This is a genomic window from Xanthobacter sp. AM11 (assembly GCF_047444035.1).
Taxonomy (GTDB): Bacteria; Pseudomonadota; Alphaproteobacteria; order Rhizobiales; family Xanthobacteraceae; genus Xanthobacter.
On the sequence record NZ_JBLAOA010000001.1, the window covers coordinates 835,329 to 857,000 of the forward strand.

General features: G+C 69.7%; 19 protein-coding genes. 15 read left to right on the top strand and 4 right to left on the bottom strand.

Translation table 11 applies throughout. The annotated features are described in order from the left end of the window. Positions 1–151: 151 nt before the first annotated feature. On the bottom strand, positions 152–1,483 hold the full coding sequence (locus tag ACI7BZ_RS03995; protein WP_414115902.1) for an ATP-binding protein: 1,332 nt from the start codon (positions 1,481–1,483) through the stop codon (positions 152–154). Next, on the bottom strand, positions 1,480–2,208 hold the full coding sequence (locus ACI7BZ_RS04000) for a response regulator (RefSeq protein WP_414115903.1): 729 nt from the start codon (positions 2,206–2,208) through the stop codon (positions 1,480–1,482). Before ACI7BZ_RS04000 ends, ACI7BZ_RS03995 begins: the two co-directional genes overlap by 4 nt. Before the next feature lie 225 nt (positions 2,209–2,433). On the opposite strand from ACI7BZ_RS04000, the gene ACI7BZ_RS04005 reads away from it, so the two are divergent. The 7 genes from ACI7BZ_RS04005 to ACI7BZ_RS04035 all read left to right on the top strand — a co-directional run bounded on the left by ACI7BZ_RS04005 (position 2,434) and on the right by ACI7BZ_RS04035 (position 9,260). Beyond that, positions 2,434–3,105: a hypothetical protein gene (locus tag ACI7BZ_RS04005; RefSeq protein ID WP_414115904.1), complete on the top strand. Its 672-nt coding sequence runs from the start codon at positions 2,434–2,436 to the stop codon at positions 3,103–3,105. Positions 3,106–3,512: 407 nt separating this feature from the next. After that, positions 3,513–4,592 (top strand): substrate-binding domain-containing protein, encoded by a 1,080-nt coding sequence (locus tag ACI7BZ_RS04010; protein ID WP_414115905.1) that lies wholly within the window; start codon positions 3,513–3,515, stop codon positions 4,590–4,592. 13 nt (positions 4,593–4,605) lie between these two features. Then, entirely contained in the window at positions 4,606–5,634 is a 1,029-nt protein-coding gene (locus ACI7BZ_RS04015) for an ABC transporter substrate-binding protein (protein ID WP_414115906.1), read from the top strand. Between the two features lie 154 nt (positions 5,635–5,788). Continuing rightward, positions 5,789–6,607: an ABC transporter permease gene (locus ACI7BZ_RS04020; protein WP_414115907.1), complete on the top strand. Its 819-nt coding sequence runs from the start codon at positions 5,789–5,791 to the stop codon at positions 6,605–6,607. 4 nt (positions 6,608–6,611) lie between these two features. Then, a complete protein-coding gene (locus ACI7BZ_RS04025; RefSeq protein WP_414115908.1) occupies positions 6,612–7,400 on the top strand; it encodes an ABC transporter permease in 789 nt (262 codons plus the stop codon). Then, positions 7,397–8,437, top strand: coding sequence for an ABC transporter ATP-binding protein (locus tag ACI7BZ_RS04030; protein WP_414115909.1), 1,041 nt, complete (start codon positions 7,397–7,399; stop codon positions 8,435–8,437). Before ACI7BZ_RS04025 ends, ACI7BZ_RS04030 begins: the two co-directional genes overlap by 4 nt. 4 nt (positions 8,438–8,441) lie before the next feature. Further along, positions 8,442–9,260 (top strand): phosphodiesterase, encoded by an 819-nt coding sequence (locus ACI7BZ_RS04035; RefSeq protein ID WP_414115910.1) that lies wholly within the window; start codon positions 8,442–8,444, stop codon positions 9,258–9,260. A gap of 204 nt (positions 9,261–9,464) precedes the next feature. On the opposite strand, the gene ACI7BZ_RS04040 is transcribed toward ACI7BZ_RS04035, so the two are convergent. Next, positions 9,465–10,418 (bottom strand): LysR family transcriptional regulator, encoded by a 954-nt coding sequence (locus tag ACI7BZ_RS04040; RefSeq protein ID WP_414115911.1) that lies wholly within the window; start codon positions 10,416–10,418, stop codon positions 9,465–9,467. 94 nt (positions 10,419–10,512) lie between these two features. Here ACI7BZ_RS04040 and ACI7BZ_RS04045 point away from each other — a divergent pair, with 94 nt between their 5' ends. The 8 genes from ACI7BZ_RS04045 (at position 10,513) to rpe (ending at position 20,064) form a co-directional block, all read left to right on the top strand. Further along, complete coding sequence (locus ACI7BZ_RS04045; protein ID WP_414115912.1) at positions 10,513–11,979, top strand: form I ribulose bisphosphate carboxylase large subunit; 1,467 nt, start codon at positions 10,513–10,515, stop codon at positions 11,977–11,979. A gap of 11 nt (positions 11,980–11,990) precedes the next feature. Beyond that, a complete protein-coding gene (locus ACI7BZ_RS04050; protein WP_414115913.1) occupies positions 11,991–12,392 on the top strand; it encodes a ribulose bisphosphate carboxylase small subunit in 402 nt (133 codons plus the stop codon). 68 nt (positions 12,393–12,460) lie between these two features. Beyond that, positions 12,461–13,414, top strand: a complete 954-nt coding sequence (gene cbbX / locus ACI7BZ_RS04055) for a CbbX protein (protein ID WP_414115914.1) — start codon at positions 12,461–12,463, stop codon at positions 13,412–13,414. A 23-nt stretch (positions 13,415–13,437) separates the two neighbouring features. Continuing rightward, complete coding sequence (locus ACI7BZ_RS04060) at positions 13,438–14,607, top strand: class 1 fructose-bisphosphatase (protein ID WP_414115915.1); 1,170 nt, start codon at positions 13,438–13,440, stop codon at positions 14,605–14,607. Positions 14,608–14,630: 23 nt separating this feature from the next. Then, a complete protein-coding gene (locus ACI7BZ_RS04065) occupies positions 14,631–15,506 on the top strand; it encodes a phosphoribulokinase (protein WP_414115916.1) in 876 nt (291 codons plus the stop codon). A gap of 276 nt (positions 15,507–15,782) precedes the next feature. Next, positions 15,783–17,855: a transketolase gene (tkt, locus tag ACI7BZ_RS04070; protein ID WP_414115917.1), complete on the top strand. Its 2,073-nt coding sequence runs from the start codon at positions 15,783–15,785 to the stop codon at positions 17,853–17,855. Between the two features lie 179 nt (positions 17,856–18,034). Next, complete coding sequence (gene fba / locus ACI7BZ_RS04075; protein WP_414115918.1) at positions 18,035–19,099, top strand: class II fructose-bisphosphate aldolase; 1,065 nt, start codon at positions 18,035–18,037, stop codon at positions 19,097–19,099. 272 nt (positions 19,100–19,371) lie between these two features. Then, complete coding sequence (gene rpe / locus ACI7BZ_RS04080; RefSeq protein ID WP_414115919.1) at positions 19,372–20,064, top strand: ribulose-phosphate 3-epimerase; 693 nt, start codon at positions 19,372–19,374, stop codon at positions 20,062–20,064. 46 nt (positions 20,065–20,110) lie between these two features. Here the strand turns inward: rpe and scpC are convergent, their stop codons facing one another. Continuing rightward, entirely contained in the window at positions 20,111–21,625 is a 1,515-nt protein-coding gene (gene scpC / locus ACI7BZ_RS04085; RefSeq protein WP_414115920.1) for a succinyl-CoA:acetate CoA-transferase ScpC, read from the bottom strand. Positions 21,626–21,672: the final 47 nt, after the last annotated feature.

Sequence of the window (21,672 nt, forward strand, 5' to 3'; positions counted from 1 at the left end):
CCCCGCAGGCCGGGGGTTGCGCCGAGGACGGGGAACGCGGCCGCTCCGCCGCGCTCCTCTGGAACACGCGCCGATCGGCCTGCATCGCAAGCTGATCGGACAACGCATTCTCTTTCCTGAGTTTAGAGGGCGATTCACCGGGCAAACGGATTCACTTTGCCCGGATCGCGCTCAGGGTGTCCTGCGTGCTTTCCTCGCCCGCCGCTGGCAGCTCCACCCGCTGCAGCAGCCCGCCGCCGGGACGGTTGGCGAGGGTGAGGCGGCCGCGGTGCCGGCCGATGATCTCATGGGCGATGGCCAGCCCCAGCCCCGCCCCCGGGATGATGACCTTGCGGCCGGGATCGACCCGGAAGAAGGGCTCGAACACCCGCCCCATGAGGGCCTCGGGAATGCCCGGCCCGTCATCCTCGATCATCAGGACCACGGTCCCGCCCTGCGCGTGCAGGGCGATGCGGGCGCCGCCGCCATGGGTGGCGGCATTCACCACCAGGTTGCGCACCGCCCGCTTCAGCGACAGGGAGCGCCCCGAAACCGTGGCGGGCTGCACCTCCAGCAGCGTCACCTTATGGGTGGCCTCGGCCAGCTCTGCGGCCACCTCCGTCACCAGCCGGTCGAAGCGCACCCGCTCTTCCGGGCCGCCCTCCACCTCCTCGCGCACCAGGCGGATGGCACTGTCGGCGATGCGATCCAGTTCGGCCAGGTCGGCGAGCCACTGGGTGCGCTCCTCCTCGTCGGCGATGAACTCGGCGCGAAGCCGCATGCGGGTGAGAGGGGTGCGCAGATCATGCGCCGCGCCGGCGACGATGCGCATGCGGCTGTCCATGACCGACTTGAGCCGCGCCGACAGCCGGTTGATGGCGGCGGCGGCGGCGCGCACCTCCTTGGCGCCCTGCTCGGGCAGCACCGGCAGCTGGCCATCCGCGCCGATGCGCCCCACCGCCTCCTCGATGAGGGAGAGGGGCTTCGTCAGCCGGCGCACGGCGAAGAACACCACCAGCGTCACCCCCGCCACCAGAAAGGCGAGCCAGGTGGCGAGCCCGAAGGGGCCGCCGGGCGGGCCGGGCGGCGGCGGCATCATCCCGCGGGTTCCCTGGAGCACGAGCCACCTTCCGTCCGGCAACCGCACCGCAGTGAGAAAGGGGCCGCCCCCCTCGGCCATCACCACGCGCACCGGGAAGGGCTTGCCCAGCCGTGCGAGGTCCGCCGCGAGCCTGCGGGTCTCCTCCTCCAGGATCTCCCCGGCGGGCGGCTCGGGGCGAATGCCGGTGGCGGGCGCGGCCTCGTGACCGCCGGGCGCGCCGGCAAAGCTGACATAGCCGGGCGCGGCCTGCGCCAAGTCCAGGATGGAGGCCAGGGGCTCGGCGGCGGCGAAGTGCGGCCAGGGCGGGCCGGCGAGGAAGAAGGAAGCACCATTGGCCAGGGCGATCACCACCAGCATGGCCACCACGAGCAGCGCGGTGACCTGGGCGCGCAGCGTCCTCACGGCATCGCCTCCGCATCCACCCGCACCGCCAGCTGGTAGCCGCCGTTGCGCAGGGTCTTCAGGATCTGGAACGTACCCTGGTCGCCGAGCTTGCGCCGCAGCCGGCTGACCAGCACGTCCACGGAGCGGTCGAAGGGGCCGGCCTCCCGCCCCTTGGTGATGTCCAGCAGCTGGTCGCGCGAGAGGATGCGGCCGGGCCGCTCCAGGAAGGCCATCAGCAGCTCGAATTCCGCGCCCGTCAGCGCCACCTCGGCGCCGTCGTCGGCAGTGACGCGGCGGATGTCCGGCTCGGCGCGGAAGCGGCCGAAGCGGAACACCCGGGCCGCCGCGGCCGGGGCGGCGGGCGCATCGCTGCCTCCGGTCCGGCGCAGCACGGCGCGGATGCGGGCCACCAGCTCGCGTGGGTTGAACGGCTTGCCGAGATAATCGTCGGCGCCGATCTCAAGGCCGATGATGCGGTCCACATCCTCCTTCAGGGCGGTCAGGAGGATCACCGGTATGGCGGAGCGGTTGCGCAGCGCCCGGCACAGATCCAGCCCGGAGGCATCGGGCAGCATGAGGTCGAGCACCAGAAGGTCGATGCGGCAGGTGGCGAGCTTCTCCTCCATCTCCCGCCCGTCGCCGGCGAGGGTGACGCGGAAGCCCTGGGCGGCGAGGTAGCGCCCCAGCAGCTTGCGGATTTCAAGGTCGTCATCGACGACCAGTATGTGGGCACCACCTTCCAATCGACTGGCCTCTCTTTCGGCTCGCAACCCCAGGTGAGGCGCCATTTCTAGCGGAACCCACCCGCCGGCTCCCGCCGCCATGTGCGTCCGAATGTTGCCAGTACCGGCCTGGCAACATTGCGCAACAAATTGGGGCGCGCAGGAGACGCTTGGACACATGCGGACCTTCGGGAGCAAAGGAGAGCAGCGACAGTGCGCATGAAACGACGCCCGACGGAGTCCCCCATGCCACATCGCGCACTGCGCCTCGCCCTCGCCGCCGGGGCCCTTCTGGTCCCCCTGCTCGGCGGCGGGCTGTTGCTTGCGCCGGCGCCGGCTGCCAGCGCGGCGAAGGCGCAGGATCGCATCCGGCAGGAGCCAGCCCCCGCCAGCGGCGCCATCGGCCCCATGGCGCTGGCGCAGGACATGATGCCGGACATGATGCCCCCCTCCGCCGGCCCGGACCGCCCCGCCCGGCCGCCCCGTGGCCGCCCGCCGGGCCCGGACGAGGCATTCCCGCCCCCCGGGCCGCTGGGCCTTGCGCAGAGCCTGGCGGCGGCCGAGGCGCAGCTGGGCATCCGCGCCGGCCAGATCGACGCGTGGCGCGACTTCACCGACGCCCTGCTGGAGGTGGCGCGCCCGCCGTTCGCCGATCCGCCCCGGCCGCCCGCGCCGGGAGCGGGACCCGCCGCCCCGCTGGCCCTCACCGCCGCCTTCGCCGCGCGGGTGGAGGAGGCCGGCAAGGCCGCGACCCGCCTCATCCAGGCCGCCGACGCCCTCAAGACCCGCCTGACGCCCCGGCAGCTGGAGCAGCTGGCCCGCATCGAGCCCGCCCTGCTGCCGCCGCCTCCCGCCGGGCCGCCCCACGCCGGCCCGCTTGCGGGGCCGCCGCCAAAGGATCGCCTCCCGCCCCGGTGAGGCCACGAGAAGGAAGGGATTCTCGCCGCCCCTGATCATCCCTTCCCCACAGCGGGCGTGTTCCCTGACACGCCCGCTGTTTAATTTTTCCTCGCGCCACCTGAGCATCGCCTCCCGCCCCGGTGAGGCCATGAGAAGGAAGGGATTCTCGCCGCCCCTGATCATCCCTTCCTCACAGCGGGCGTGTCCCCGGACACGCCCGCTGTTTATTTTTGAGACCGTCGCGCCGCCACCGGCCACGTTCCCGCCCCCGCCCGCCATCCGCCCCGGTGCGCCCTGCGTCACACGCGTGTCGCAGCTGATGGACAAGAATGCGCCTTGAAAACGTTTTCGCACTTGCCAGCCGCGGCCTCCCACGCCCTTCATCGGGCAGCCGCATGGCCGGCATGCCGGATTCAGGAGCACCATTGCCCCGCGTCGTCACCATACGCACCGTCGCCGAACGCGCCGGATGTTCCATCGCCACGGTAAGCCGGGTCATCAACCGCTCGGCCCCCACCAGCGCCGACGTGGAAGCGCGCGTGCGCGTCGCCATCGACGAGCTGGGCTTCCGCCCCAGCGAGATCGGGCGCGCGCTGAAGACCCTGCGCATGCGCACCCTGGGCGTGGTCATCCCCAGCCTCACCAACCCGGTCTTCGCCGCCTCGGTGAGCGGCATGGAGGCCGCGGCGCGCGCCCGCCGCCACACCCTGCTCCTCACCTCCACCGACTATGACCCGACCCGCGAGGCGGAGCTGGTGGAGACGCTGGTGGCGCAGAACGTGGCGGGGCTCATCCTCACCGTGGCCGATGCCGACCACAGCCCCACCCTGGACCTGCTGGATTCCGCGCGCATCGCCTATGTGCTCCTGCACAACGAGCCACAGGCCAGCGAGCGCCCCGCCGTGTGCGTGGACAATGCCGGCGCCACCTTCGCCCTGACGCAGGAGATGATCGCCGCCGGCCACCGCCGCATCGCCTACCTGGCCGGGCGCTTCTCCACCTCCGATCGCTCGCGCCGGCGCCACGAGGGCTACCGCGCCGCCATGTCGGCGGCGGGCCTTGCCCCGGAAGAACCGCTGGAGCTGGACTATCTGGGCGACGCGCCGGGCCACGTCCCCACCCTCGCCGGCCTGTTCGCCGGACCCGGGCGACCCACGGCGGCGCTGTGCTCCAACGATCTGCTCGCCATTTCCGTGGCCGGCGCCCTGCGCGCGCTCGGCCTCAAGGTCCCCGACGACGTTTCCGTCGCCGGCTTCGACGGCATCGCCCTGGGCCGTGCCGTCTACCCCACCCTCGCCACCGTGGACACGCCCACCCGCCTCATGGGCGAGCGGGGCGTGGACATGCTGTTCGCCATGCTGGAGGGCAGCGCGCCGCCGCGCGTGGAGCACCTGCCCTTCACCCTGCGGCCGGGGGGAACCCTCGCCCGCGCCCCGGACCCCGCCCGCCGGCGGGCCATCGTCCGCCCGGTCGCCGATACAGAGTCCCCCTCCAAGCCCCTGTGATGAGGCTGATGCCATGAGCCGAACCCGCGCCTTCCGTCTTCCCGGCCTCGCGGCCGCGACCATCACCGCCATTCTCGCCCTCGCCCCCGCGGCCCCCGCCGCGGCGGCGGATGCCATCTGCTACAATTGTCCTCCTGAATGGGCCGACTGGGGCGGCATGCTGAAGGCCATCAAGGCCGACCTGGGCATCGACGTGCCGCAGGACAACAAGAATTCCGGCCAGTCCCTCACCCAGCTCATCGCCGAGAAGGCGAGCCCGGTGGCCGACGTGGCCTATCTCGGCGTCACCTTCGGCATCAAGGCGAAGGATGCCGGCGTCACCCAGCCCTACGAGCCCAAGGGCTTCGCCGACATCCCGGCCGGCCTGAAGGACCCGCAGGGCAACTGGTTCACCATCCATTCGGGCACGCTGGGCCTGTTCGTGAACAAGGATGCCCTGGGCGGCGCGCCGGTGCCGGCCTGCTGGGCCGACCTGCTGAAGCCTGAGTACAAGGGCCTCGTGGGCTATCTCGACCCCACCTCAGCCTTCGTGGGCTATGTGGGCGCGGTGGCGGTGAACGGCGCCATGGGCGGCACGCTGGACGACTTCAAGCCGGGCATCGAATACTTCAGGAAGCTGCAAGCCAACCAGCCCATCGTGCCCAAGCAGACCTCCTATGCCCGCGTGGTCTCCGGCGAGATCCCGATCCTGTTCGACTATGATTTCAACGCCTACCGCGCCCGTTACTCGGACATGGGCCATTTCGAGTTCGTCATCCCCTGCGAAGGCACGGTGGTGGTGCCCTATGTGATGACCATGGTGAAGGGCGCGCCCCACCCGGAAGCGGCGAAGAAGGTGCTCGACTACGTGCTGTCCGACAAGGGCCAGGCCATGTGGGCCAAGGCCTACCTGCGCCCGGCGCGCAACATCGAGCTGCCGAAGGAGATCGCCAGCCGCTTCCTGCCCGCCGCCGACTACGCCCGCGCCAAGCCGGTGGACTATGCCAGGATGGAAGCCGCCCAGAAGGACTTCTCCGAGGCGTATCTCAACGCAGTGAAGTAACGGGGCGCCCTCTAACTTAAAGATAGAGAACGCGTTGTCCGATCAGCCTGCGACGCAGGCTGATCGGCGCGTGCTCCAGACCCGCGCGGCGTCGCTGCCCCCCACCGGCCGGGGATGCGGCGGCCTCTCACCCTCCAGACCCGCGACCTCGCCCATGCACAGCGCCGACCGCCTCGCCCGCCTGTTCCTGCTGCCGCTGTTCGTGTTCGTGGCCGCCTTCTTCCTTTTGCCCCTGGTGCGGCTGGTGGGAGTGGCGGGAGCGGGGCCGAACGGGGCGGCGGAATATCTCGCCATCCTCACCAATCCGCGCCACTTCGGCACGCTGGTGGCCACCCTGCTTTTGTCCGCCGCGGTCACCGCCGCCACCTTGGCCATCGGCACCGTGGTGGCCCTGTTCCTCGCCCGCAACCGCTTTCCCGGGCGCCCGGTGCTGGTCTCCCTGCTCACCCTGCCGCTGGCCTTTCCCGGCGTGGTGGTGGGCTTCATGATCATCCTTCTGGCCGGCCGGCAGGGATTGCTGGGAAGCGTTTCCATGAGCCTCGGCCTGGGGCGGTGGGTGTTCGCCTATTCCATCGCCGGCCTGTTCGCGGGCTATGTCTATTTCTCCCTGCCGCGGGTGCTGGTCACCCTGATGGCGGCGGTGGAGAAGCTCGATCCGGCGCTGGAGGAGGCCGCCCGCTCGCTGGGGGCGGGGCGCGCGCAGGTGCTGCGCGACGTGACCCTGCCCGGCATCGCCCCGGCGCTCATGGCCTCCGGCGCCATCGCCTTCGCCACCGCCATGGGCGCCTTCGGCACGGCCTTCACCCTGGCCACCCGCATCGACGTGCTGGCCATGACCATCTACACCGAGTTCACCCTCAGCGCGAACTTCTCCACCGCCGCCGCGCTGTCCATCGCCCTCGGCCTCATCACCTGGGCGGTGCTGGCGTTGACCCGCAACCTGGCCGGCTCCGGCGTGGCCGCGGCGGGGTGAGACCATGAAGCCCCATCACTTCACCTTCGCCTTCCAGCTGGCGGTCACGCTCGCCGCCTGCGCCTTCCTGATGGTGCCGGCCGGCGCCTCCATCCTCGCCGGCTTCACCGCGAACTATTTCCGCGGCCTCGCCTCCGGCCTGACGCTGGACTGGGTGCGGCAGGTGCTGGAGCTTTATTCCAGCACCATCCTCTTGTCCCTGGGGATCGCGCTGGGCACCCTCGCCGTCACCCTGGTGCTGGGCGTGCCCGCCGCCTGGGCGCTGGCGCGCCGGCCCTCCCGCCTGTCGCGGCTGGTGGAGGAGGTGGTGACGCTGCCGGTGGCCATCCCCGGTCTGGCGCTGGCCCTGGCCCTCATCCTCGCCTATGGCGGCTGGCGCGACTTCCGCATGAGCCCGCTGTTCATCCTCACCGGCCATGTGCTCTACACCCTGCCTTTCATGCTGCGCTCGGTGATGGCGGTGCTCGCGGCCATCGACGTGCGCACCCTGGAGGAGGGGGCGGCCTCGCTGGGCGCCTCGCCGCTGCAGCGCTTCTTCCATGTGGTGGTGCCCAATGCGCGGGGCGGCATCCTGGCCGGCGCGCTCATGGTGGTGACCCTCTCCATCGGCGAGTTCAACCTCACCTGGATGCTGCATACGCCGCTCACCAAGACCCTGCCGGTGGGCCTGGCCGACAGCTACGCCTCCATGCGCCTCGAAATCGCGAGCGCCTACACCCTGGTATTCTTCGTCATGATCGTGCCCCTCCTCATCGCCCTGCAGATGTTCGGCCGCACCGGAGGCCCCCGATGAGCGCTACCGGTGGCGCCGCCATCACCGTGTCCGGCTGCGGCAAGACCTATGCCGACGGCACCCGCGCCCTCGCCCCCCTCGACCTGGAGGTGAAGGCGGGGGAAACGCTGGTGCTGCTCGGCCCCTCCGGCTGCGGCAAGACCACCCTCTTGCGCATCATCGCCGGGCTGGAGACGCCCGATGCCGGCGGGCGCGTCGCCTTCGACGGCAGCGACGTGACCGGCCTGCCCATCGAGAAGCGCAACGTGGGCATGGTGTTCCAATCCTACGCCCTGTTCCCCAACATGAGCGTGGTGGAGAATGTGGCCTATGGCCTGCGCGTGCGCGGTGTGGCCAAGGCCGAGCGCCTGGCGCAGGCCACCGCGGTGCTGGAGATGATGCGCATCGAGGCCTTGGCCCGCCGGCGCATCGACCAGCTCTCCGGCGGGCAGCGCCAGCGGGTGGCCCTGGCCCGGGCGCTGGCGGTGCGGCCGCGCGTCATCCTCCTCGACGAACCGCTCACGGCGCTGGACGCCGCCCTGCGCGAGCACCTGCGGGCCGAGATCGACGCCTTGCTGAAGCGCCTCGCCATCACCGCCATCTATGTCACCCACGACCAGGCGGAGGCGCTGGCGCTGGGCGACCGCATCGTCGTCATGCGCCACGGCGCCATCGCCCAGGTGGGCACGCCGCGGGCGGTCTATTTCCAGCCCGCCGACGATTTCGTGGCGGATTTCGTCGGCATCACCAACCGCATCCCGGGCGCGGTGCGCGACGGGCGGTTCGTGAGCGCGGCGGGCGCCCTGCCCGTCGCCGCGCCGGACCGCGCCGCCGCCACCCTGCTGTTCCGCCCCGAGGCGGCCACCCTGTGCGCCCCGGCGGAGGCGGCGCTGACGCTGCGGGTGGAGCAGGTGGAGTTCCAGGGGGCGCGCCAGCGCGTGGTGCTCGCCGGGGCCGACGGCGGGCGCATCGTGGTGGAGGCGCCGGCGGGCACCGACCTCGTTACCGGCGCGGCCGTGGGCGTTACCCTCGACCCCACCCGAATCACCCTGGTGTGACCCGATGCTTCTCGCCCAGCTCACCGACACCCACATCCGCCGGCCCGGCACCCGCGCCTACGGGGTGGTGGACACGGCGCATTTCCTGGAAGCTGCGGTGGCGCACATCCTTGCCCTGTCGCCCCGGCCCGATGCGGTGATCGTCACCGGCGACCTGACCGACTTCGACGATGCGGCCGAATATGCCCGCTTCAGCGCCCTCACCGCCGCCCTGCCCATGCCGCTCTTCCCCATCCCCGGCAACCACGACAGCAGCGCCGGCCTGCTGGCCGCCTTCCCGCAGATTGCGGCGCGGTGCGCGGGTGCGCGGGTGAACTATGTTGTGGACGATGCCCCCCTGCGGCTGGTGATGCTGGATTCCACCGTCCCCGGCCGGCCCCACGGCACCCTGGGGGAGGCGGGCCTCGCCTTCCTCGACCGGGTGCTGGCCGAGGGCCGGGAGCGGCCGACCCTGGTGGCCGCCCACCATCCGCCCTTCCACACCGGCATCCGCCACATGGACGTGCAGAACTTGCAGGACGCCGCCGCGCTGGAACAGGTGCTGCGCCGGCATCCGCAGGTGCTGGGCTTCACCTGCGGCCATGTGCACCGCGCCGTGACCACCAGCTTCGCCGGCATCGCCGCCACCATCGCCCCGGCGCCGGCCCATGCGGTGAGCCTGGCACTCGATCCAGCCGCCCCGCCCAGCTTCCACATGGAGCCGCCCAGCCTGTCGCTGCACCTGTTCACGGATGGCCGGCTGGTGACGCATCGCAGCTTCATCGGCACATTCTCCGGGCCGCACCCCTTTTTCGGGGCGGACGGAAAGGCGATCCGGGGATAGAGTCGGCGCTGCCTGCACTCAATCGCCGAGGCGATTCCGGTTGGGCATTAAATCCGTCTCTATTCAATATGTTAGAGCGCGATCCGATCAAATTGAATCAATTTGATCGGTGAATCGCCCTCTCACTTAAGGATAGAGAACGCGTTATCCGACCAGCTTGCGTTGCAAGCGGGTCGGCGCGTGCTCTAGAGGGTGGCCCGGCCCTCAGCGGGACGGCAGGAAGCAGCGCCCGCCCTCGCCCTCCGGCATCTTCGGCAGGAACGTGCCGCCCTCCTTGGCCAGGAAGTCCAGCAGCGCCCGCCCGGCCGGCAGCAGGCGCTTGTCGCGGGCGCGCACCACCAGCCACTGGCGCACCGCCGGCAGGCCCTCCACGTCGAGCACCACGAGGCGCCCGTCCGCCACCTCCGCCGCCACCGTGTGGGCGGAGATGAAGGAGAGGCCGAGCCCCGCCATCACTGCCTGCTTGATGGTCTCGTTGGAGCCGATCTCCATGGCGATGGGCGGATGCGGAACGCAGGCTTCCTCGAACACCCGCTCCATGAGGCTGCGCGTGCCCGAGCCCTGCTCGCGCACCAGGAACGGTTCGCGGGAGAGGCTGGCGGGGGAGAGGGCGCGCCGGCGCATGAGCCGGTGGGCGGGGGGGGCGATGACCACATGGGGGTGGTCGCCGATCACCTGGGTCTGCGCCTCCATCGCCGCTGGCGGACGGCCCATGACGGCGAGGTCCAGGTCCAGGCTCACCAGGCCGGCGATGATCTCCTCCCGGTTGCCGATCATCAGCTTCAGCTCGATTTCCGGCCGGCGCTTGCGGAAGGCGGCCAGCGCCATGGGCGCGAAGTATTTGGCCGTGGAGACCACCCCCACCACCACCGAGCCGCGATCCGGGCTTTTCAGCGCCGCGATCGCCCGCTCGGCCTCGGCGAGGGCGTGGGCGATGCGCTGCTGGGCGGCCAGAAGCTCGCCGCCAGCGGCGGTCGGTCGCAGGCGGCCCTCCACCCGCTCGAACACGGGCACCCCCAGTTCCACCTCCAGCGCCTTCATCTGCGCGGTCACGGCCGGTGGGCTCAAACCCATGTCCTGTGCGGCCTTGGCATAGGAACCGGAGGCCGCGGCCAGGGCCACGAGACGCAATTGCTTGAGGGTCCAGTGAGGCGCCACTTCCATTTTCCTGAATGCTTAGTTCATATCATTCAAATTTACCTAAATCGCGACCCGCGGCAAGGTCCCTCCAACAAACAGGAGGGCCGCCATCATGGGTGCCGACGCCGCCATCGGGCAGATCAAGGACGCCAAGAAGAGGTACGCCGCCGGCGTGCTCAAATATGCCCAGATGGGCTATTGGGATGGCGACTACCAGCCGAAGGACACCGATGTCCTCGCCCTCTTCCGCGTCACCCCCCAGGAGGGCGTGGACCCCATCGAGGCCGCCGCAGCCGTGGCCGGGGAAAGCTCCACTGCTACCTGGACCGTGGTGTGGACCGACCGCCTCACCGCCGCCGACATGTACCGCGCCAAGGCCTACAAGGTGGAGCCGGTGCCGGGTCAGCCGGGCCAGTATTTCTGCTGGGTCGCCTACGAGCTCGACCTGTTCGAGGAAGGCTCGATTGCCAACCTCACCGCCTCCATCATCGGCAACGTCTTCTCGTTCAAGCCGCTGAAGGCCTGCCGGCTGGAGGACATGCGTCTTCCCGTGGCCTATGTGAAGACCTTCCGCGGCCCGCCCACCGGCATCGTGGTGGAGCGCGAGCGCCTCGACAAGTTCGGCCGCCCGCTTCTGGGCGCCACCACCAAGCCCAAGCTCGGCCTTTCCGGCAAGAACTACGGCCGCGTGGTCTATGAGGGGCTGAAGGGCGGCCTCGACTTCGTGAAAGACGACGAGAACATCAATTCCCAGCCCTTCATGCACTGGCGCGACCGCTTCCTCTACTGCATGGAAGCCGTCAACAAGGCCCAGGCCGAGACCGGCGAGGTGAAGGGGCACTATCTCAACATCACCGCCGGGACCATGGAGGAGATGTACCGCCGCGCCGACTTCGCCAAGGAGCTGGGCTCGGTGGTGGTGATGGTGGACCTCATCGTCGGGTGGACCGCCATCCAGTCCATCTCCAACTGGTGCCGCGAGAACGACATGCTCCTGCACATGCACCGTGCGGGCCACGGCACCTACACGCGCCAGAAGGGGCACGGCATCTCGTTCCGCGTCATCGCCAAGTGGCTGCGCCTCGCCGGCGTCGATCATCTCCACACCGGCACCGCGGTGGGCAAGCTGGAAGGCGACCCCATGACCGTGCAGGGCTATTACAACGTCTGCCGCGAGACGACGACCAAGACCGACTACACCCGCGGCATCTTCTTCGACCAGGAATGGGCCGGCCTGCGCAAGGTGATGCCGGTGGCCTCCGGCGGCATCCATGCCGGCCAGATGCACCAGCTCATCGACCTGTTCGGCGAAGACGTGGTGCTGCAGTTCGGCGGCGGCACCATCGGCCACCCGGACGGCATCCAGGCTGGCGCCATCGCCAACCGCGTGGCGCTGGAGACGATGATCCTGGCCCGCAACGAGGGCCGGGACATCAGGAACGAGGGCCCGGAAATCCTCATCGAGGCGGCCAAATGGTGCCGCCCGCTGCGCGCCGCCCTCGATACCTGGGGCGAGGTGACCTTCAACTACGCCTCCACCGACACGTCCGATTTCGTGCCCACCGCTTCCGTCGCCTGAAGGAGGAAGACATGCGCATCACCCAAGGCACCTTCTCCTTCCTGCCCGACCTCACCCCGGCGCAGGTCAAGGCCCAGATCCAGTATGCCCTGGACCAGGGCTGGGCGGTCTCGGTGGAATATACGGACGACCCCCACCCGCGGAACACCTATTGGGAAATGTGGGGGCCGCCCATGTTCGACCTGCGCGACGCCGCCGGCGTCTATGGCGAGGTGGAGGCCTGCCGCGCCGCCAATCCCGGCCTCTATGTGCGGGTGAACGCCTTCGATTCCACCCGCGGCTGGGAGACGGTGCGCCTGTCCTTCATCGTCCAGCGGCCGGCCGTGGAGAACGGCTTCCGCCTGGAGCGCACCGAAGTGGAAGGCCGCACCCAGCGCTACAGCCTGCAGCACCGGCCGTATTCGGCCGGCTGATCTTCGCCCCTCTTGCAGCTTCACCAGCGCGGCCGTTCCCACCGCGCAACTTAGCCGAGGTCCGGGTCATGCTCGACGTTGCCTTTTCCGCTCCGCCCGCCGCGTTGCCGGCAAAGGCCGCCGAAGGCAGGCTCGACCTCGGCGCTCTCTTCACCGAAAGCGAAGTTCCGCAATTCCTGGCCGAGCTGGACGCCGGCCTCATCGGGCTGAAGCCGGTGAAGCGCCGCATCCGCGAGATCGCCGCCCATCTCGTCATCGGCCGCGCCCGGCAGACGCTCGGCCTCACCTCCGGCGCACCCACCCTGCACATGGCCTTCACCGGCAACCCCGGCACCGGCAAGACCACCGTTGCCCTGAAGATGGCGCAGATCCTCCATCGCCTGGGCTATGTGCGCCGGGGTCATCTTGTCTCGGTGACGCGGGACGATCTTGTGGGTCAATATATCGGCCACACGGCACCGAAGACCAAAGAGATTCTTAAGAAAGCCATGGGCGGGGTCCTTTTCATAGACGAGGCTTATTATCTGTACCGGCCCGAGAACGAGCGGGATTACGGACAGGAAGCCATCGAGATCCTGCTGCAGGTGATGGAGAACCAGCGCGACGATCTGGTGGTGATCCTCGCCGGCTACAAGGACCGCATGGACCGCTTCTTCGAAAGCAATCCGGGCTTCCGCTCGCGCATCGCCCACCACATCGACTTTCCTGATTACGAGGACGCCGAGCTGGTGGAGATCGCCCGCACCATGGCCGAGGAGGCGGACTACAGCTTCAGCCGCGCGGCCGCCGTGGCGCTGGAGGAATATGTGGCCCTGCGCCGGGCCCAGCCGAATTTCGCCAATGCGCGCTCCATCCGCAACGCCTTGGACCGCATGCGCCTGCGCCAGTCCCTGCGCCTGTTCGAACAGGGCGGCATGGCCGACCGCGCCGCCCTCGCCACCATCGAGGAAGGCGACGTGCGCGCGAGCCGGGTGTTCGCCGGCGGCATCGACGCACCGAAAGACCCCCCCCGCGCCGGATGAAGGCCGCGGAACCGACAAGACCGATGACGGCCCGGCCAACGGGCCGCGCGGAGGAGCCCTCAGGGAGACCTGCCATGCCGACATCTGCCTCGCCGACAGCCGCCTCGCCGAATGTGTCCGCGTCCACCTCCGGCCTTCATGGCGCCCCGCGCGCAACCGCCGGCATCACCCTTGCCTGCGCCCTGGACGAATGGGCGGGCGAGGCGGCCGGCCGCCGTGACGTCGCCGCCACCATCGCCGCCCTCGGCGCGGGCGCCATCGCGCTGGCGCAGCGCATATCCGAGGGGCCCCTGGCCGGCGACATGGCGCACACCCTGTCCTCCGGCGAGGCCGGCGAGGGGCAGAAGGCGCTGGACGTCCTCTCCAACGACATGATCATCGCGGCCCTGCGTCACGCACCGGTCGCGGCAGTGGCTTCGGAAGAGAACGACGCGCCGGTGCTGCTGGACGCCGCCGCCCCGCTGCTGGTGGCCATCGACCCGCTGGACGGCTCGTCCAACATCGACACCTGCCTCTCGGTGGGCACCATCTTCGCCGTCTTTCCCCGGCGCGAGGGCGCCGACGCGGGCGAGGCCGCGGCCTTCCTCCAGGGCGGGCGGGACATGCTGGCCGCCGGCTATGTCATCTACGGCCCCCACACGGCGCTGATGCTCACGGTGGGCGCCGGAACCTGGCATTTCGCCCTCGACCCGGACGGCGCCTTCCGCCTCGTGAATGCGGCGGTGAAGGTGAAGGAGGGGGCGGCGGAATTCGCCATCAACATGTCCAACTACCACCATTGGGACCCGCCGGTGCGGGCCTATGTGGACGATTGCCTGGCCGGGGCGAAGGGCCCGCGCGAGCGCGACTTCAACATGCGCTGGGTGGCCTCCATGGTGGCCGATGCCCACCGCATCTTCCAGCGCGGCGGGGTCTATCTTTATCCCGGCGACAGCCGCAAGGGCTATGGCAGCGGTCGCCTGCGGCTGCTCTACGAGGCGTTCCCGGTGGCCTTCCTGATGGAGCAGGCCCAGGGCTGCGCCACCGACGGGCGCGCCGACATCCTCGACCTTGCCGCCACCGGCCTGCACCAGCGCGTGCCCTTCGTGTTCGGCTCCCGCGACGAGGTGACCCGCGTCGCGCGCTATCACCTGGAATCCGCCGGCCACGGCGAGCGCTCGCCGCTGTTCGCGCGGCGCGGCCTGTTCATCTGATCCCGATCGAAGGCCGCACCTCCATGTCCGTGAAGCACCCCATCATCGTCGTCACCGGCTCCTCGGGGGCCGGGACCACCTCCGTCAAGCGCACCTTCGACCAGATCTTCCGCCGGGAGGGGGTGAAGGCCGCCTATGTGGAGGGCGACGCCTTCCACCGCTACGACCGCTACGAGATGCGCGAGCTGATGGCGGCCGAGGCCGCCAAGGGCAACAAGCATTTCAGCCATTTCTCGCCCGACACCAATCTTTTGGGCGAGCTGGGCCAGCTCTTCCGCGATTATGGCGCCACCGGCTCCGGCCGCTTCCGCCACTATGTGCATGACGCCGACGAGGCCAAGGCCTATGGCACCGACCCCGGCCGCTTCACCGGCTGGGAGGAGGTGGAGGGCAGCACCGACCTTCTGTTCTACGAGGGCCTGCACGGCGCCGTGGTGACCGACGAGCTCAACCTCGCCCAGCATGCAGACCTGAAGATCGGCGTGGTTCCGGTGATCAACCTCGAATGGATCCAGAAGATCCATCGCGACAAGTCCACCCGCGGCTATTCCACGGAAGATGTCACCGACACCATCCTGCGCCGTATGCCGGATTATGTGCGCTACATCTGCCCGCAGTTCACGGAAACCGACATCAACTTCCAGCGCGTACCCACGGTGGACACCTCCAACCCGTTCACCGCGCGCTGGATTCCGACGCCGGACGAATCCATGGTGGTCATCCGCTTCCGCGACCCGCACGGCATCGACTTTCCCTATCTGCTGTCCATGATCCACAACAGCTTCATGTCGCGGGCGAATTCCATCGTCATCCCGGGCAACAAGCAGGACCTCGCCATGCAGCTCCTGCTCACCCCGCTGATCATGAAGCTGATGGACAGGAAGCGCCGCGCCGGCTGAGCCGGCCGCACCGGTCCCCTCCCCCGCGCCGGGGGGCGGGCGCGGGGGAGGGGGGCAGGTTCCGGGCACCCGGTGCGGGCCGCCCGGGATGCGTGACTGCCGCCCTCCCCCACCACCCCCTTTTGGGGGCGCCGCAGGGATGATCCCCCCTTCCAGACGGAAGGGGCACGGGACGGCGCGCCGCCGCCCCGACGAGAACTGGCATGCCCTTCCCACCCGCCGCCGGCCGGCGCGGGGGAAACCGCGAAGGGACAAGAAGCCGAAGGGAGAAAAGCCATGACCGCCCACGCCATCGCCCCGACCACCGGTGCCGCGACCGCCGGCTCCGCGCCGGCCGACCGCACCCCCGGCGCCCTCGCCTGGCCGGTGACGGCCGCGCTGCGGGCGCTCGCCATGGATGGCGTGGAGCAGGCGAAATCCGGCCATCCCGGCGCCCCCATGGGCATGGCGGAGATCGCCGCCGTGCTGTGGCGCGAGCAGCTGCGGCACAATCCCGCCGATCCCTCCTGGCCGGACCGCGACCGCTTCGTCCTGTCCAACGGGCACGGCTCCATGCTGGTCTATGCCCTGCTGCACCTCACCGGCTACGACCTGCCGATCGACGAGCTGAAGCGCTTCCGCCAGCTGCATTCGCGCACCCCCGGCCATCCCGAATACGGCATGACCCCGGGGGTGGAGACCACCACCGGCCCGCTGGGCCAGGGCCTCGCCAATGCGGTGGGCATGGCCATTGCCGAGAAGACGCTGGCGGCCCAGTTCAACCGGCCGGGCCTGCCCATCGTCGATCACCGCACCTTCGTCTTCCTCGGCGACGGCTGCCTGATGGAGGGCGTCAGCCACGAGGCCTGCTCGCTGGCCGGCCGGCTCGGCCTGGGCAAGCTGGTGGCCTTCTATGACGACAACGGCATCTCCATCGACGGCAAGGTGGAGGAATGGTTCCCCGACGACACCCCGGCCCGCTTCGCCGCCTATGGCTGGCAGGTGATCGGCGCCGTGGACGGCCACGACCCCGCGGCCCTGCGCGCCGCCATGGAGAGCGCGCTGGCCGAAACCGGCAAGCCCACCCTCATCTGCTGCAAGACCACCATCGGCCGCGGCGCCCCCACCAAGCAGGGCCACCAGGACACCCACGGCGCCCCGCTGGGGGCCGAGGAGATCGCCCGCACCCGCGCCGCCATGGGGTGGAACTTCGCCCCCTTCGAGGTGCCGCAGGAGATCTACGCCCTGTGGGATGCCCGCAAGGCCGGCGCGGCGCGGCAGGAGGCGTGGGAGGCCCGCATGGCGGCCTATGAGCGGGCCTACCCCGCCGAGGCGGCCGAATTCCGCCGCCGCCTCAGGGGCGACCTCTCCCCCGCCTTCGCCGCAACCTATGCCGCCGCGCTCGACGCCACGGTGGAGAAGGCCGAGACGGTGGCCACCCGCAAGGCCAGCCAGCAGGCGCTGGCAGCGCTGGCCCCCGCGGTGCCCGAATTCCTCGGCGGCTCGGCGGACCTCGCCCATTCCAACCTCACCACCTTCCCCGGCGCGGTGCCCATCACCCGCGATCCGGCCGGCAACCAGATCTTCTATGGGGTGCGCGAGTTCGGCATGTCGGCCATCGCCAATGGCATCGCGCTGCACGGCGGCTTCATCCCGTTCGTGGCCACCTTCCTGGTGTTTTCGGACTATGCCCGCAACGCCATGCGCATGAGCGCGCTGATGGGCCAAAGGGTGATCTACATCCTCACCCACGATTCCATCGGCCTGGGCGAGGACGGCCCCACCCACCAGCCGGTGGAGCATGTGGAGAGCCTGCGCCTCATCCCCAACCTCCAGGTCTGGCGCCCCTGCGACACGGTGGAGACGCTGAAGGCCTGGCATGGGGCCCTTACCCGCACCGACGGGCCGAGCGCGCTCATCCTGTCGCGGCAGAACCTGCCCTGCTGGCCGCGCAGCGAGGCCCAACTGGGGGCCATCGAAGGCGGCGCCTATGTGCTGCGCGAGAGCGAGGGCCTGGCCCGCGCCGTCCTCGTGGCCACCGGCTCCGAGGTGAAGCTGGCGGTGGCGGCGGCCGAGGCGCTGGACCTCGCCGGCATCCCCACCCGCATCGTCTCCATGCCCTGCCGCGAACGCTTCGAGGCGCTGACCGAGACCGAGCGCGCCGCGCTGTTCCCCAAGGGCGTGCCGGTGGTGGCGGTGGAGGCGGGCGTCACCCGCGGCTGGCGCGGCCTGTGCGGCACGCGCGGCGACGGCATCACCGCCATCGGCATCGACCGCTTCGGCGAGAGCGCGCCGGAAAAGGATCTTTGGCCCCTGTTCGGCTTCACCGCCGAGAAGGTGGCCGACGCCGTGCGCCGCGCGGTGGGGTGAACGCAAATAAAGCCCTCTCCCGCTTGCGGGGGAGGGTTGGGAGGGGGCAGGCCCTCTCCGCTTTTCATGGCGGCCGCCAATTCGAACCGCCCCTTCCCCCTCCCCGGCCCTCCCCCGCAAGCGGGGGAGGGGGAGCGGCGGCTCATGTGACGAAACCCAGGATTTAAAAGGAGAGGACAATGGCCCTCGTTTCCATGCGCCAGCTGCTCGACCACGCGGCGGAGCTTTCCTACGGCCTGCCGGCCTTCAACGTGAACAACATGGAGCAGGTGAAGGCGATCATGGAGGCGGCCCGCGCCACCTCCTCCCCCGTCATCCTCCAGGGCTCGGCCGGTGCGCGCAAATATGCCGGCGAGCCCTTCCTGCGCCACCTCATCGCCGCCGCCGTGGAGGCCTACCCGGAAATCCCGGTGGTGATGCACCAGGACCATGGCGCCTCCCCCGCCGTGTGCATGGGCGCCATCAAGTCCGGCTTCTCCTCGGTGATGATGGACGGCTCCCTGAAGGAGGACGGCAAGACCCCGGCGGACTACGACTATAACGTCGCCGTCACCGCCAAGGTGGTGGAGCTGGCCCATGCGGTGGGCGTCTCGGTGGAAGGCGAATTGGGCTGCCTCGGCTCGCTGGAGACCGGCAAGGGCGAGGCGGAGGACGGCCACGGCGCCGAGGAGGCCCTCGACCATTCCAAGCTGCTCACCGACCCGGACGAGGCCGCCCAGTTCGTGAAGGCCACCCAGTGCGACGCGCTGGCCATCGCCATCGGCACATCGCACGGCGCCTACAAATTCACCCGCAAGCCCACCGGCGACATTCTCGCCATCGACCGCATCAAGGCCATCCACCAGCGCATCCCCACCACCCATCTGGTGATGCATGGCTCCTCCTCGGTGCCGCAGGAGCTGCTGGAGGAGATCCGCACCTATGGCGGCGACATCAAGGAGACCTACGGCGTGCCGGTGGAGGAGATCCAGGAGGGCATCCGCTACGGCGTGCGCAAGGTGAATATCGACACCGACATCCGCCTCGCCATGACCGCCGCCATCCGCCGCGTGGGGGCGAAGAACAAGTCCGAGTTCGACCCGCGCAAATTCCTCGCCGCCGCCATGGAGGAGGCCAAGAAGGTGTGCATCAACCGCTTCGAGGCGTTCGGATCGGCCGGCAAGGCCGAGAAGATCCGGCCCATCGAGCTCGACGACATGGCCAGGCGCTATGCCTCCGGCGAACTGGCGCAGGTGGTGCATTGAGGACGTCCGCTGGTGCCAATGCGGCGCCGTGACGTATAGAAGTGCGCAAGGCGGCTCTGCCGCCGCGTCCCCCGGACAAGCGACAGCGCAGCTGGAGCGCTGATCCGGGGTCCAGGGAAAGGTCCTGCGCTGCAGGCTCTTTCTGCGACGGTCAGGAAGAAAGCCGCCTGCGGCGCACGCTTGCGCCGGGCCCCGGCTCTCCTTCCGCCGACGCTCCAGTCGGCCGGGGCACAAGATCGGGCCCTGGCTATCCAGATGTTGAGGAGACCCCCATGGCCAGCGCCCACCCCATCATCGCCCCGTCCATCCTCTCGGCCGATTTCACCCGCCTCGGCGCCGAGGTGGAGGCGGTGCTGCAGGGCGGGGCCGAGTGGATCCATTTCGACGTGATGGACAATCATTACGTCCCCAACCTCACCATCGGCCCGCTGGTGCTCCAGTCCCTGCGCAAGGTCACGAAGGCCTTCGTGGACGTGCACCTGATGGTGAAGCCGGTGGACGGCATGATCGAGGCGTTCGCCGGCGCCGGCGCCGATCTCATCTCCTTCCATCCCGAGGCGAGCGAGCATGTGGACCGCTCGCTCCAGCTCATCCGCTCCAAGGGGGTGAAGGCGGGGCTGGTGCTGAACCCGGCCACCCCGCTGGCCGTGCTCGACCACACGCTGGACCAGCTCGACCTGGTGCTGGTGATGTCGGTGAACCCCGGCTTCGGCGGGCAGGCCTTCATTCCCGGCGCCCTTGGCAAATTGAAGGCCATCCGCGAGCGCATCGCCGCCTCGGGCCGCGACATCCGCCTGGAGGTGGACGGCGGCGTGAAGGTGGACAATATCGGCGCCATCGCGGCGGCCGGGGCGGACACCTTCGTGGCCGGCAGCGCCATTTTCGGCGCCGCCGACTATGCCGCCACCATCGCCGCCATGAAGCGGGAGATCGCCGCCGCCACCGCGGCCGCCGCGGCGGCGTGACGGCCCCGGCATGCCGGCCGCGCCCCGCCGGGGCCGGCCACCGCCCTCACGCGATCTTCAGCGCCGCGCCGTCCGGCAGCATGGAACCCGCCTCGCGCGCCTTCACATGCCAGGACAGCGCCTCCTCGATGAGGTGCGGCGTGTGCCCGCCCCGCGCGCAAGCCCGCGCGAAATAATCTTCCAGCGCCGGGCGATAGAGCGGGTGGACGCAATTGGCGATGATCACCCGCGCCCGCTCCCGCGGGGCCAGCTCGCGCAGGTCGGCAAGGCCCTGCTCGGTGATGAGGATGTCCACGTCGTGCTCGGTGTGGTCCACATGGCTCACCATGGGCACCACCGAGGACAGGGCCCCGTTCTTGGCGATGGACTTGGTGACGAAGACCGAGAGATAGGCATTGCGCGCAAAGTCGCCCGAGCCGCCGATACCGTTCATCATGTGGGTGCCGCCCACATGGGTGGAATTCACATTGCCGAAGATGTCGAATTCCAGCGCCGTATTGATGCCGATGAGGCCGAGCCGGCGGATGATCTCGGGATGGTTGGAAATCTCCTGCGGGCGCAGGATGAGCCGCGACTTGTAATCGGTGATGCGCGGCATCACCTCGTCATACTTGGTCTTCGACAGGGTGATGGAGGAGCCGGAGGCAAAATTGAGCTTGCCGGCGTCGAACAGGTCGAAGGTGGAATCCTGCAGCACCTCCGAATACATGGTCAGATCGCTGAAGGGGCTGGCAATGAAGCCGTGCATCACCGCATTGGCGATGGTGCCGATGCCGGCCTGCAGCGGCTGCAGGCGCTCGGTGAGACGGCCGCGCTTCACCTCGTGCTTCAGGAATTCCATGAGATGGCCGGCGATGGCCGCCGTCTCGTGGTCGGGCGGCAGCACGGTGGACGCGGAATCGAGCTTCTGGGTGATGACGATGGCTGCGATCTTCTCCGCCGGAACGGGAATGAAGGGCAGGCCCACCCGGCTTTCCGGCGCCACCACCGGAATCGGCTGGCGGAACGGGCGGCGGGTGGGGATGTAGATGTCGTGCAGCCCCTCCAGCTCCACCGGCTGGGTGAGGTTGATCTCCACGATCACCTTTTCCGCCAGGATGGCGAAGGTGGCCGAATTGCCCACCGAGGTGGTGGGAATGATGCCCCCCTGCGCGGTGATGCCCACCGCCTCGATCACCGCCACGTCGATGGGGCCGAGCTGGTTGGTGCGCAGATGCTCCACCGTCTCGGACAGGTGCTGGTCCACGAACATCACCTCGCCGGCGTTGATCGCCTTGCGCAGCGCCGGGTCGGACTGGAACGGGATGCGGCGCGAGAGCAGGTGCGCCTCGGCCATCTGCTTGTCCAGGTCGTTGCCCAGGGAGGCGCCGGTGATGAGGGTGATCTTCAGCGGCTCCGTTTTCGCCCGCGCCGCCAGCGCCATGGGCACCGCCTTGGCCTCGCCGGCGCGGGTGAAGCCGCTCATGCCCACGATCATGCCATCCTTGATGTGGCGGGCCGCCTCCTCGGCGGAGACGATCTTGTCACACAGGGACGAGAGGCGGATACGCTCGTGGTGCATCGTCGGCCATCCGGAATGGGGGGACTGTTCCCCGCGCATAGCGATGC